Raw genomic sequence first — 13151 nt, forward strand, 5'->3', positions numbered from 1 at the left:
CACGTTACCGCAGGTCGTTCAGGTCGCCGGTGGGGAGTGCGATCCACCCTTCGACACGGGCGGCCTCGCGTTGCTCCGGCGCGGGCGGAACGAACCGTCCCAGAGCCGCGGCCCGGGCGGCCAGCGCGGCGATGACCGCGTCGAACGCGTCGTGGCTGGTGCGGCAGAGTTCCCCGTACGGCCCGAGGTCAAGCCAAGGCGCGGCAGCGAGCAGTTCGTCGAGCAGTGCGCCGTGCCCATCGGTCTTGTAGCCGCGATGGGTCAGCCCCCACCGCCGCAACGACGCCGCCGGATAGACCTCGACCACCACACCTGCGCCGCTACGATCCTCGATCCCCAGATGCGCGAGCAGATTGGCGCCACGAAACGCCACATAGGCGATCCGGTCGGCGGAAACACTGAGCGGATTGAGGCCGGCTTCCTTCCGTACGGCCTGATCCGTCACCCGATAGGCAAGCGTCCGCCGCCACGCCGCATCGGCCGCCACCGGCGTCGAGTGCCCTTTCCGCTGCGCCGCAACAAAGTCGACAAAGGCGGACGGCCACCCGAGCGGGCAGTCCAATCCGGCCTTGTCGACCTCACGAACAGCGTCCAGCAATTCCTCGTCAGAAACCCCAAGGCGCATTTCCCGTACGACGGCAGCCCCGCCCGCCCATTCCAGCCGCGCCATCGCGGTCCGCTCATCCGCCGAGGCCAGGTCCACCCCCAACGTCAGCACCCGTTGCCTCCTCGTACGCAGACGTCAGAGCGGCCAGGAGTCCGTCCGGCACCTCAGTGATCCGCTTGCCGTTCGTCAGTCTCGCACCGAGCAGCCCCTCCACAACGGCGATGCTGTCCGGCGCCCACTTCCGGAAGACGCTGGGCTGGAACTGCAGCGCCGCCCCGGTCGCGTTGAGAACGACGGTGACAAGCCCGGCCTTCACGTGGCGGAAGCGCGGAAGGAGCGTCGTGATCTGGTTCTTGCCCCGATAGCTGGCCAAAGCGATCAGCCCCCGCTTTTCCAGACCTTCGGCCCAGTGCACCAGGGGCTCGAGCCACGTCCGGACGGCTGCGGGTGCCTCGGCCATGGCGGCACGGGACTCCTGCGATCCCGGTCGCAGCGCCTTCGCTTCACGAGCACTCGCCTCGGCGGCAGTCAGTTCGGCGAGCCGATTTCCGGGGTCGATGCGCTGCGGCACCAGGACCCTCGAATCGCCGACCTCGTACGACGAAATGGTGAGCAGGTCCACCATCACGCGATCGGTCAGCAATTCGAAATAGCCGACGAGCTGAACCAGTTCATCGGGCACCTGATCGAGAACAATGACGAGCCGGAAGGCGCGTGCCGTTTGTTGTGCCCCATGGGTCGGCGTCCAGGCAGCAGTTCGACTGCGGGTTGCGTAGGTTGCCGTTGGTTTGCTGCCATTGCTGGGCGCCGTTGTTGAGGCAGGTCCACTGCTGCACCGGGGGCTCGAAACCGGCCTGCCCGCTGGTCATGAACCAGGCCGGGTCGATCTGTCCCCGGCCGACGGCGTCGCTGGTGAACGCCTTCACGCTGAAGTTGGCCATGGTGTTGGCGGGCGTCGTCCGGACGTACGAGATGACGTTCCACCCGATGTTGCCGATCCAGACGTCCCAGGTGCCGCCCTCGAGGTTCACCGGGCCCACGCGGGAGCCGATCGGCTGCGGGCGGCCGCGGTGGTTGGTCCAGATCATGAGTTCGGCGCCGTAGTTCTGGCCGGGCGGGTTGGCCGGCGCGTCGAACCACAGGTCGAAGGCCGCGTCCCACTCCCCCGAATCCGCAGTCGTGATGGTGAACGTCGCGCGAGGATCACCGAGGTCCCGTACGCGCACCGGCAGCCCGCTGGCAACCCGCAGGCCGACCAGAAATGTACGCATCGTCGCAGCGTGTAATACCACGTACATTGATGGCTATCATTTTCGAAACATCTGGGCACGCTCTCAGAACGGCGGTGGCCATCCCCTCATGAAAGCTGTCCTCCTCGCTCTGGTCATGGTGGCGCTGCTCGCCACGCCGGCCGCCGCAGCCACGGGTCAGCCGGTGGGCGCCGACACCGCGATGTATCCGCGGGCCGTCCGGCTGGCCGACGGCCGCACGCTGATCTCGGTCACCCAGTTCCCGGCCGGCGGCCCGGTCGGCGCCATCTACGACGGCTACCAGCGGGTCGGCACGGTCGCCGACCCCGAGGCCCGCGCCGGGCTCTGCTGCGCGACGCTCTTCCAGTTGCCCCGCCCGATCGGCGCCCTGCCCACGGGCACGCTGCTGTGGGCGGGCAGCGTCGGTCAGGACGGCGGCGCGGCCCGGCGCATGTCGGTGCGGCTCTGGGCCAGCAACGACGCCGGGCGCAACTGGCGGTTCCTGGCCACGATCGCGCGTTCGGACAACGCCGGTGGGCTGTGGGAGCCCGAGTTCGCCGTCGACGCGTACGGGCGTCTGGTCGTGCTCTTCGCCGACGAGAGTCAACCGGGCCGCAGCCAGGTGCTCGTGCAGTCGATCTCGAACGACGGGCTGAGCTGGTCGGCGCGGACGCCGGTGGTCACCGGGCCGCAGGCGGGACACCGGCCGGGCATGCCCGCGGTGCGCCGCCTGCCCGACGGGCGCTACCTGCTCGCGTACGAGGTCTGCGGTTTCGGCGGCCAGTACGACTGTGCCGTGCGTTCGCGCTGGTCCAACGACGGGGTGAGCTGGGGCGACCCGGCGCGGCTGGACCCGCTCGTGCAGACCGCGGACGGGCGCTACCTGACCGCGACGCCGACGCTCGCGCTGGCCGCGGCCGGGCGGGTGCTGCTGATCGGGCAGCGGGTGCGCAACGCCGACGGGAGCGACGCGGCGGTCAACGGGCGGGCGATGTTCTCGGGAACCGGGTCAGGGCCGTGGACGGTCGTGCCCACGCCGGTCGCGGTGCCCGGGGCGCGGGCCGGCGTGTGCCCCAACTACAGCCCGGCCCTGGCGCCGAGCGTCGACGGCAACGCGGTGCTGCAGGTGACCACCGACGACGGCGGGGCGGGCTGCCGGGCGTACGCGGGGGAAGCTCTTCTGCCTCCGACGGCTGAACGCACCGGTCGCTTCAGCGCGATCGGCGGGACCTGCGTCGACGTGGCGGGCGGCGGCGGATTCAACGGCGCGGCGGTGCAGCTGTGGTCGTGCAACAACGCGCCGGTGCAGCAATGGACGCTGCGGACCGACGGCTCGATCGGTGCGATGGGCCGCTGCCTCGACGTGCCGAACGCTGCCACCGCGGGCGGCACGAAGATCCAGATCTGGGACTGCAACGGCTCGCCGGCCCAGCAGTGGCTGCGCCGGGGCGACGGCTCGCTGATCAACCCGAACTCGGGGCGGTGCCTCGACTCGCCCGGTGGGGCGACCGCCAACGGGACGCGGTTGCAGCTCTGGGACTGCAACGGACTTCCGCCCCAGAATTTCCCGTACGTCTGAGTCGCCATCTCCTCACCTCGGCTCCCCACCGGCCGATAGGGGCCGTCATGGGGAAGTACGCCGGCGTGTCCGGGCTGATCGCGGCCATCGCGGCCCTCTGGTTCGGGATCGGCCTGACCCAGCCGGCCGGGCCGTCGATCCTGCACTGGCTGCCGACCCTCGCGGCCGGCGCGGTGCTCGCGGGGGCGCTGTGGCGGACCTCGCGCACCAAGAGCCTCGCCCAGCCCGCCCGTGACTTCTGGCGCCGTCTGTCGTACGCCGCGGTCGCCGCCACCGTCGGGCTCGCGAGCCAGGGGTACGACGTGTGGCAGCACCCCGATGTCGGCGGCAGCCACACCCCACCCGTGATGATCGCCGGCGCCGGCGTGGCCCAGCTGTTCATCGTGTACGCCCTGCTCCGGCTCCCGATCGGCGACCAGCGCCCCGGCGCCCGGCTGCGGCTGCTGCTCGACGCGGGCACGGTCATGCTGGCCGCGGCCGCCTTCCTCTGGCACTTCCAGATGCGTCACCTGCCCGACCCGATCGCCTCGCTGATCCTCACCGTCACCGGCATGATCGCGGTGTTCTCGGTGATGAAGGTCGTGCTCTCCGGTCAGCGGTTTGTCGACGGCACCTCGCTGCGGCTGCTCGCCGCGGCCGTGTTCGTCGGCACGCTGGCCCCCATCGCCCAGCCGCTGATCGAGAACCCGCACCTGCTCACCTCGGTGGTGGGCAATCCGACCTGCTTCTTCGTGGCCGTGCTGGCCGCCCGCAAGCAGGTCACGGCGAAACACGTCTACCAGGCCCGTCCCGACCGCCCGTTCAGCCTCGCCCCGTACGCCGCGGTGATCGCCGTCCAGGCCCTGCTGGTCGCCGTGGCCGCCAACGGCACCTTCGACGACGATCTCGCCCTGGTGGTGGCGTCGGCGCTGGTCACCGCCCTGGTCGCGGTCCGCCAGCTGACCGCCCTGATCGACAACGGCCGGCTGGTACGCCGCCTCGACCACAGCGCCACCCACGACGCGCTGACCGGCCTGCCCAACCGGGCCCTGTTCCAGCGGCGCCTGGGCGACCTGCACGACGGCCCGGTGGCGGTGGCGCTGCTCGACCTCGACGGCTTCAAACAGATCAACGACACCCTGGGCCACGACGCCGGCGACCAGTTGCTCATCGAGGTCGGCCGCCGCCTGGCCGCGGCCGCCCGCGACGGCGACACGGTGGCCCGCCTGGGCGGCGACGAGTTCGTGATCGTCCTGCCCGGCTCATCGGCCGCCGACGCCGACGAGGTGGTGCGCCGCATGATGGCCGCGCTGGCCGAGCCGATCGAGGTGGACGGCCGCACCCTGCCGATCGGCACGAGCTTCGGCGTCACCACCGGCCACGGCACGGACGCGGGCGAGCTGCTGCGCCAGGCCGACATCGCCATGTACGCGGCCAAGGACCACCCCGGCAGCGAGATCGTCCACTACGAGACCGGCATGGCCGAGCTCCGCCCGCTCACCGGCTTGAAGGCCTGAACCCCATCCTTCCGGCGGCCGGGTACACCGGCCCATCGGCCAATTGATCATGAACGGACGGGCGGCTTCGCGGTCGCCCGGCAATCCGTAGCGTCGCCGGCGGAACACCTCATTCCGTTGTGGAGACCGATGACGGCCAAGCCCACCGACTGGACCATCCTTCAGCCGTACGAACCCATCGGCTCGCTGCGGCAGCACAAGCTGACCACCGTTGTCTCGTTCGATTGCAGCCGCTGCCGTGGGCCGAAGCGCTCGAAGCTGGTGACCACCGTCGACGACGACTGGTCCCGGCTGTTGTGCAACGGCTGCTACGGCGAGATGTCGGCGATGGACGACGAGCCGGGCCGGCTCCCGCGCCCGGGCGAGCCGATCGACCCCGGCCTCCACCTCCACGCCCTGGCCCGGGTGGTGCGTGCCGCCACCGAAGCCGAAGAGCTCAGCGACGAGGAGTCTCGGGCTCTGGCGGCACTGCCCATCGAGTGGCTGGCCGTGGTGCAGCTCTATGCCGAGATGATGGTCTGGGGCGAGCTTCTGATCGAGACCGTGATGGGTCGCGAGACGCTGGATCTCGAGCTCCTCAGCGACGAACTGGGCGACAACTCGCAGGAGTCCAGGGATGCCTGGACCGCCCGGCATGATCAGCTCGCCGAGAGGTTCAGCTTCCCGGGAGAGATTCCGGATGAGGTACGTAGGTTTCTCGATCTCGATGACGCCCAGTTCGTGCAGCTGCTGGTCTCGAACCGTGGCGACCTTCCCGTGCACCATCCGGCTCTGGTCGAACGATGGGCCGGACTGGCCGTCCAGGCGACGAAGACGTTGAAGGACCGGCGGGACCGCGCGTACCACGCCGCGCTCGGGAACCCGGCCGACAGCCCGGGAGGTATCCAGCGGATCCGGTTGCTCCGCCGGACGATTCGCGACCACGCGTTCGCCTGCGCCCAGGGCCTCCGGGCGGAGTTCGCCCTCACCGAGCTACGCGCCGGCATGCGAGCCGACCAGGATCTCGTGGGGCCGGACGACGAGCGCGAGCAGGCGTGGTGGCTCGGCCAGCGCCGACGGAAATGGCGAGCGGTTCTCTACCAGCTGCATGTCGACGGCGGGTGGTGTCCGCTGCCGGACGGGCCGATGCCGGGACGTGTCAGGGAGCGCGGCCTGCTGGTCCAGTTTCCCGATTCGGCCGCGCAGACGGTGACCCTGCGCCGGCGTGGCGGCGAGTGGGAACTCAGCGGCATCCGCTGGCCCCGCACGATCCGGGCCGGGGTGCTCGTCACGTTCGTGTGGGCCCGGGGCAGCGCGGTCGTGGAGGCGAGCACCACGCCTCTCGACCAGCCCGTGAGCATCGACGACACGGTCTATTGGGACGAGTACGACCCGTTGGTGGTCACCCGGGAACGGGTGCCGGGCGCCGACCAGAACAGCGAGATCCCCGACCTCACCCCGGGCAGCTGGATCATGCGTACGGTCCGGAAACTGGGTCATCTCAGCCCCGATGGAAGCGCCGTGCTGCCCGAGAGCGCGCTGCTCGCCAACTGCCGCAGGCTCGGCATGCCGGCCCGGTTGGAGGACGCGGTCGTCGCGACGGTGCCGAAGCTGGGCTCGCTCGATCTGGTCGAGGGCAGCGTCGACCCGGCGGGCCGTCCGGCCTATCCGGCGCGGGCCGGGCAGCGGCGGCTGCGGCTGGTGCGGTTCGCGCCTCAGGTCCGCGAGGCCGGCCCGGCCGGTACGGGCCACGGTCCGCACCACCCGCGTGGCGGGCACCTGGTCGCCGGGTTCCTGCGGAGGCTGCCGGACGGTGCGCAGGCCTCGGACGAGCAGGTCGCGCTGCATCGCGACTCCGCGTACGACGCCGGCGTCGTCTACCACCCGATGCCCCCGACCCACACGTTCGTACGCGAGCATCGGCGCCAGGGCTGAGGCTCAGTCGTTCCGCCCGTCTCTGCGCGCCCGGCCCAGCGCGGCCGCCGCGGCCAGCGCCACCACGGCCGCCGCGCCCCAGGCCAACAGGTCGGTCGTCGCGGCGGCCAGCAGCAGCAACGCGGCCGTTCCGATCGCCGTGCCGAGCTGGGCGGCGGTGTTCGCGAGACCGGCCGCCGTCGCGCGCGGGCCCTCGGGCACGTCGGTGGCCAGCGAGGTGGCCGCGACCGAGGCCAGCCCCAGGCCGAGACCGGTGACCGCCATCCCCGCGCCGAGCAGGACCGGCGCGCTCGGGTCGAGCAACGGGGCGGCCACCCCGACGGCGATCACCGCGAGCCCGGCCGCGGCGACGCGCTCGGTGGGGCGCCGCACGATGAGCCGTGCGGCCAGGGCCGAACCGGGGATGACGGCCAGGCTCAGCGGCAGCAGGGTGGCGGCCGCTTCCAGGGGCGTACGGCTCAGGGTGGTCTGCAGATAGAGCGTGATGAGCGTGGCGACACCGCTGGTGGTCGCGGTGTTGAAGAACGAGCCGCCGGCCCCGCGGCGCACGGTGGGCCGGCGCACCAGGTCGGGCGGAAGCATCGGGGCCGGTGAACGCCGGTCGGCGACCACGAACAGAACCCCGGCGACGATGGCCGCCACACCCAGGACGAGCAGCCCGGCGGTGGCACCGACGACCGCGAGCATGACGGCCGCGGTCAGCAGCAGGGCTCCGGCCAGGTTGAGCGCGGGACGCTCGGTGGCCGGTGAACCGGCGGGAATGAGGGTCACCACGGCCACGGCCAGCAGGGCGGAGACGGCCAGCAGACCCCAGAAGATCAGTCGCCAGCTGCCGGCGGCCGACACGAACCCGCCGACCACGAAGCCGGACGCTCCGGCCGCCGCGCCCGCGGCGCTCCAGGCGGCCACCGCGCGGGCCCGCTGCCGCTCGTCCCGGGCGATCGTGGTCAGCAGCCGCAGCGCGGACGGCACCGCCACGGCCGCGGCCGCGCCCTGCACGCATCGGCCCGCGGTCAGCATCGGCACCGAACTGGCGGCGGCGGTGAGCACCGAACCGCCGGCGAACGTGACCAGGCTGCCGAGGATGCACCGCCGATGCCCGAAGCGGTCGCCCAGCCGGGCCCCGAACATCAGCAGGCCGCCGAAGAACATCGCGTAGCCGGTGGCCACGATCGCGCTGTCCTCCGGAGCCGCGCCGACGTCGTTCAGCATCGCCGGCAACGTCGTGACGACCACGGTCACGCCCATCACGTCGACGAACTGGATCAGGCACAACGCCGCGACAGCCCACACGTCCTATCTGGTACCCCGCGCCCAGCGAAATCTCGCGACATCAGCCGTTGACTTATCAGTGATGTATCTGAAACCTTGAATCCCTGCCTACGAAAAAACTTGGCAACAAGTTGAAAATTTGTGGCAGACGTCCCCCGTCCCCGGAGTGGTCGCCGAGACCCCGAACCTCGGCGGCCCGCTCGCGCATACCTAAGAGGGCTTCATGAGAGGGCGAAGAAGGTTCATCACCGGGATCCTGGCGACCACCCTGGTCGCGGCCGGGATCTCCGCCACCCCCGCACACGCCGCCGGCGGGTCCAACCTGGCCCAGGGGAAGACCGCCACGGCGAGTGGCGTCAACGGCCCGTACGTGGCAAGCAATGTGACCGACGGCAATGCCGGCTCCTACTGGGAGAGCCCGAACAACTCCTTCCCCCAGTGGGTGCAGGTCGACCTCGGCAGCAGCGTCGCGATCGACCAGGTCAAGCTGAAGCTGCCGCCGCCGGCCGACTGGGCCACGCGTACGCAGACGCTCAGCGTGCTCGGCAGCACGAACAACTCCAGCTGGAGCACGCTGTCGGCCAGCGCCGGCCGCACCTTCAACCCGGGCAGCGGCAACACCGTCACGATCGACTTCACCGCGGCCACCGTCCGGTATGTCCGCATCAACATCACCGCCAACACCGGCTGGCCCGCGGGGCAGCTGTCCGAGCTCGAGGTCTACGGCGTCGCGGGGCAGGACCCGGACCCGGATCCCGACCCGCCGACCGGCACCAACCTGGCCGCGGGCAAGACGATGGAGGCGTCCAACAACGTCTTCACCTTCGTCGCGGCCAACGCCAACGACAACAACCTGGCGACCTACTGGGAGTCGAACGGCTTCCCGGCCACGCTGACGGCCAAGCTGGGCGCCGACGCCAACGTCACCGGCGTGGTCGTCAAGCTCAACCCCGACTCGGCGTGGGGCCCGCGCACCCAGAACATCCAGGTGCTGGGCCGGGCCCAGGGCGCGTCGGCGTTCACGTCGCTCAAGGCGCGCGCCGACTACGCGTTCGGCAGCGGCAACACGGTCACCATCCCGGTCACGGGGCGGGTCGCCGACCTGCAGCTGCAGTTCTTCAGCAACACCGGCGCCCCGGGCGGTCAGGTGGCGGAGCTGCAGGTTCTCGGGTCGTGGGCGCCGAACCCGGACCTGATCGTGACCGGCCTGTCCTGGACCCCGGCCACGCCCGACGAGACCTCCACGATCAACATCACGGCTTCCGTACGCAATCAGGGCAGCGCGGCCGCGGCGGCGACCACTCTCGACGTACGGCTGGCGGGTAACACCGTGGGCAGCGCTTCGGTGGGTGCCCTGGCCGCGGGCGCCTCGACGACCGTGACCGTGAACGCGGGCCGGCGCGGGCAGGGTAGCTACCAGGTGTCCGCCGTCGTCGACCCGGCCGACACCGTTGCCGAAACCGACAACTCCAACAATTCGCTGACCTCGCCGTCGGCCCTGGTCGTGGCCCAGGCTCCCGGCCCGGACCTGCAGATTCTCAGCGTGACGCCGAATCCGGCCAATCCGGCAGCGGGCGCCTCGGTCACGTTCGCGGTCGCCGTGAACAACCGGGGCACCAGCGCGGCGGCGGCCAGCGTCACCCGCGTGGTCGCCGGCAGCACGACCCTCAACGCGAACACGGGCGCGGTCGCGGCCGGCGCCACGGTGACGGTCAACGTCGGCCCGTGGACGGCGACCAGCGGCGGCGCCACGGTGACGGCCACGGCCGACGCCACCAACGTGGTCGCCGAGACGAACGAGAACAACAATTCCCGTACGCAATCAATCGTGGTCGGACGAGGAGCGGCGACACCGTACGTGTCGTACGAGGCCGAGGCCGCCCGCTATCAAGGCACCCTGGTCGAGGCCGACGCGCTGCGCACCTTCGGGCACACCAACTTCGGCACCGAGTCGTCGGGCCGCAAATCGGTGCGCCTGAACAGCACCGGCCAGTTCGTCGAGTTCACCTCGATCAACCAGGCCAACTCGATCGTCGTCCGCAACTCGATCCCGGACGCTCCGGGCGGCGGCGGGCAGAACGCCACGATCAGCCTCTACGCCAACGACCAGTTCGTGCAGAAGCTGACCTTGTCGTCGCGCAACAGCTGGCTGTACGGCACGACCGACGACACCGAGTCGTTGTCGAACACACCGTCGGCCGACGCGCGGCGGCTGTTCGACGAGTCGCACGCGCTGCTGTCCACGTCGTACCCGGCCGGAACCCGCTTCAAGCTGCAGCGGGACTCGGGCGACTCGGCGTCGTTCTACATCATCGACATGATCGACCTGGAGCAGGTGGCCCCGGCGCTGTCGCAGCCCGCCGGCTGTGTGTCGATCACGAACTACGGCGCGGTGCCGAACGACGGCATCGACGACACCGCCGCGATCCAGCGGGCGGTGACCGACGACGAGAACGGCGTGATCTCCTGCGTGTGGATCCCGGCCGGGCAGTGGCGGCAGGAGCAGAAGATCCTCTCGCCCGACCCGAACCGGGGCCAGTGGAACCAGAAGGGCATCCGGAACGTGGTGATCCGCGGCGCCGGCATGTGGCACACGCAGCTCTCCACGAACACCGAGCCGCAGAACGTGGTCGGCAACATCAACCACCCGCACGAGGGCAACGTCGGCTTCGACATCGACGACAACACGCAGATCTCCGACCTGGCCATCTTCGGCATGACCACGAACCGGGCCAACCGCGGCCACGGCATCAACGGCCGGCTCGGCAGGAACACGAAGATCAGCAACGTGTGGATCGAGCACGTCAACGTCGGCGCCTGGGTCGGCCGCGACTACTCGGACACGCCCGCCTACTGGAACCCGGGCGACGGGCTCGAGTTCAGCGGCATGCGCATCCGGAACACGTACGCGGACGGCATCAACTTCAGCAACGGCACACGCAACTCGCGGGTCTTCAATTCCACTTTCCGTACGACCGGTGACGACTCCCTGGCGGTGTGGGCGAACCCGCGCGTCAAGGACACGTCGGCCGATGCCGCTTCCAACAACCACTTCGTCAACAACACGGTGCAGTTGCCGTGGCGGGCGAACGGCATCGCGATCTACGGAGGGTCGAACAACTCGGCCGAGAACAACCTCATCTACGACACCATGAACTACCCCGGCATCATGCTGGCCACCGACCACGACCCGCTGCCGTTCGGCGGGACGACGCTGCTGGCCAACAACGGTCTCTACCGGGCGGGCGGCGTCTTCTGGAACGAGGACCAGGAGTTCGGCGCGATCACGCTCTTCCCGTCCGGCAAGGACATCACCGGTGTGACGATCCGCGACACCGAGATCCTGGATTCCACGTACGACGGCATCCAGTTCAAAACGGGAGGCGGCAACATGCCGAACGTGGCCGTGACCAACGTACGCATCGACAAGTCGAACAACGGCGCCGGAATCCTGGCCATGAGCGGCGCCCGCGGCAACGCCGTCCTCACCAACGTGACCATCACCAACTCAGCCGACGGCAACATCGTCATCCAGCCCGGTTCCCAGTTCACCATCTCCGGCAGCTGACCCGCACCCCGGCGGTGCCTCGCGTCCTCGCGGGGCACCGCCCTTTCCGCCCAGCACCATTTCCCGAGCGCCACCCAACCCGCCCCGCGCTCAGTCGGCCGATGCTGTGGTGATTCCCCAGCGGCGCCGCCGGCTTGGCCGCCCTGCTCGCCGGGGGTCGGACCGGTAGTTCCGCCGGCGCAACGTCCCCCGCCCCGCCCCCACCCTCCGCTCCCAGCCATCCCGCAGAACCGACCTCACAAAGCGGGGCGCGGCCTCCCCGCAGCGCAGCCCACCGCCCGGCACGGCCAAAGCGCGACCATCTCGCACCGCCCCACGCGAGCGCAGACGTCCCGCGACCATTCCACGCCAACGTCCACTGCCCAGCACGACCGCGGACGCCCCACAGCTTGGCCCTCCGGCAGCGCGCCACCGCACAGCGCGGCCCGTCCACAGTGCCGTCACCGTCCAGGACGACCGCCGACTTCCCCACGCGACCACCCCGCAACGCAGCCCCGGCATTCCGGCAGCGCGCCACCGCCCAGCGTGGCCCTCCACAGCGCCGCCACCGCCCAGCACGACCACAGACGCCCCAGCGCGCGACCACCCCGCAGCGCAGCGCGGCCTCCCGGCAACGCGCCACCACACAGCGCGGCCCTCCCACAGCGCGGCCGTACCTCAGCGTCCCGGCACCGCTCTACCTCCCGCGCCGCGCGCAACGTCCGCCTACGGAATCGCCCTCAGCTCGAACGGCTTTCGCCCAGTCGTGGACCTCCTCTGCTCCCGGGTCTCTCCTGCCGCCGCCAATGGTGACGCTTCGCGGGGATCTTTGCGGAAGCCCTGTGGATAACTCAGGAATGTGGATAACGGCGGGCACATGGTGGTGCGGCGGCGGTCTGCCGGGAGGGGGATCCGCCGCCGCGCCGGACGTGGCCGGACGAACCGCCAGAGCCACGAGCAGGTCGCGTACCCAACCGGCACAGCGGCAACCGGCCACCTGCCGAGCAATATGATTTCACCGCGCCAGCCGCGTGCACCAAATGCGTTCCACCCACAACCCGCTGGAGTTCTGCCCGATGACGCGACATGACCCCGAATCGCTCTGCGGGATCTGCGGGATGCCCCACGTGGCCGAGGCGACGCACGGCGAGAGGGTCGTCTACTTCGTCGTCACCAAGCGCGGCGGGGTCGCCCACTTCCGCGAGCCGGATCCGGAGGCGAAAGTGCGCCGGACGGATGCGGCCATACTGGCCTTCCAGCTCGGCGTCGATGAATCGAGTTTGCCGGGCCGCTGGTTCAGTTGCTGGGTGGAGCCGGCGGAGTATGGCGTGTTCGAAAGTGACTTCCGCCTGGAGGAGCCGCAGCACTCCTAGCAGGCGCGATGGGCCACGCCAGCCGACGGGAGAGTGCGACCCGCTGATGGGGCCGGCGGACGCGAGCTGCACGGCGAGACGCGGGAAGCACGGTCAGAACGACGGACGCCGCG

General features: G+C 70.6%; 9 protein-coding genes. 5 read left to right on the forward strand and 4 right to left on the reverse strand.

The features are described from left to right. Nucleotides 1-4: 4 nt before the first annotated feature. From JIG36_RS24690 to JIG36_RS24700, 3 genes are read right to left on the reverse strand one after another with little or no spacing between them, the layout of a single operon-like run. Nucleotides 5-718, reverse strand: a complete 714-nt coding sequence (locus JIG36_RS24690) for a DUF429 domain-containing protein (protein ID WP_203378774.1) — start codon at nucleotides 716-718, stop codon at nucleotides 5-7. After that, on the reverse strand, nucleotides 681-1289 hold the full coding sequence (locus JIG36_RS24695) for a hypothetical protein (protein WP_203378775.1): 609 nt from the start codon (nucleotides 1287-1289) through the stop codon (nucleotides 681-683). Before JIG36_RS24695 ends, JIG36_RS24690 begins: the two co-directional genes overlap by 38 nt. Next, complete coding sequence (locus JIG36_RS24700) at nucleotides 1279-1878, reverse strand: GH12 family glycosyl hydrolase domain-containing protein (protein ID WP_203378776.1); 600 nt, start codon at nucleotides 1876-1878, stop codon at nucleotides 1279-1281. The genes JIG36_RS24695 and JIG36_RS24700 overlap by 11 nt, the downstream gene beginning before the upstream one ends. An 88-nt stretch (nucleotides 1879-1966) precedes the next feature. Between JIG36_RS24700 and JIG36_RS24705 the strand changes: the two genes are divergently transcribed. The 3 genes from JIG36_RS24705 to JIG36_RS24715 all read left to right on the forward strand — a co-directional run bounded on the left by JIG36_RS24705 (nucleotide 1967) and on the right by JIG36_RS24715 (nucleotide 6846). Beyond that, entirely contained in the window at nucleotides 1967-3436 is a 1470-nt protein-coding gene (locus JIG36_RS24705) for a sialidase family protein (RefSeq protein ID WP_203378777.1), read from the forward strand. A 47-nt stretch (nucleotides 3437-3483) separates the two neighbouring features. Continuing rightward, a complete protein-coding gene (locus tag JIG36_RS24710) occupies nucleotides 3484-4932 on the forward strand; it encodes a GGDEF domain-containing protein (protein WP_203378778.1) in 1449 nt (482 codons plus the stop codon). A 129-nt stretch (nucleotides 4933-5061) separates the two neighbouring features. Next, complete coding sequence (locus JIG36_RS24715; RefSeq protein WP_203378779.1) at nucleotides 5062-6846, forward strand: hypothetical protein; 1785 nt, start codon at nucleotides 5062-5064, stop codon at nucleotides 6844-6846. Between the two features lie 3 nt (nucleotides 6847-6849). On the opposite strand, the gene JIG36_RS24720 is transcribed toward JIG36_RS24715, so the two are convergent. Further along, complete coding sequence (locus tag JIG36_RS24720; RefSeq protein ID WP_203378780.1) at nucleotides 6850-8139, reverse strand: MFS transporter; 1290 nt, start codon at nucleotides 8137-8139, stop codon at nucleotides 6850-6852. A 202-nt stretch (nucleotides 8140-8341) separates the two neighbouring features. On the opposite strand from JIG36_RS24720, the gene JIG36_RS24725 reads away from it, so the two are divergent. Then, complete coding sequence (locus JIG36_RS24725) at nucleotides 8342-11686, forward strand: CARDB domain-containing protein (protein ID WP_203378781.1); 3345 nt, start codon at nucleotides 8342-8344, stop codon at nucleotides 11684-11686. A 1019-nt stretch (nucleotides 11687-12705) separates the two neighbouring features. After that, nucleotides 12706-13038 carry a hypothetical protein gene (locus JIG36_RS24730; protein WP_203378782.1) on the forward strand — a complete coding sequence of 111 codons (333 nt, stop codon included), beginning with the start codon at nucleotides 12706-12708 and terminating at the stop codon, nucleotides 13036-13038. Nucleotides 13039-13151: the final 113 nt, after the last annotated feature.

Source organism: Paractinoplanes ovalisporus (assembly GCF_016834655.1).
Classification (GTDB): Bacteria; Actinomycetota; Actinomycetes; order Mycobacteriales; family Micromonosporaceae; genus Actinoplanes; species Actinoplanes ovalisporus.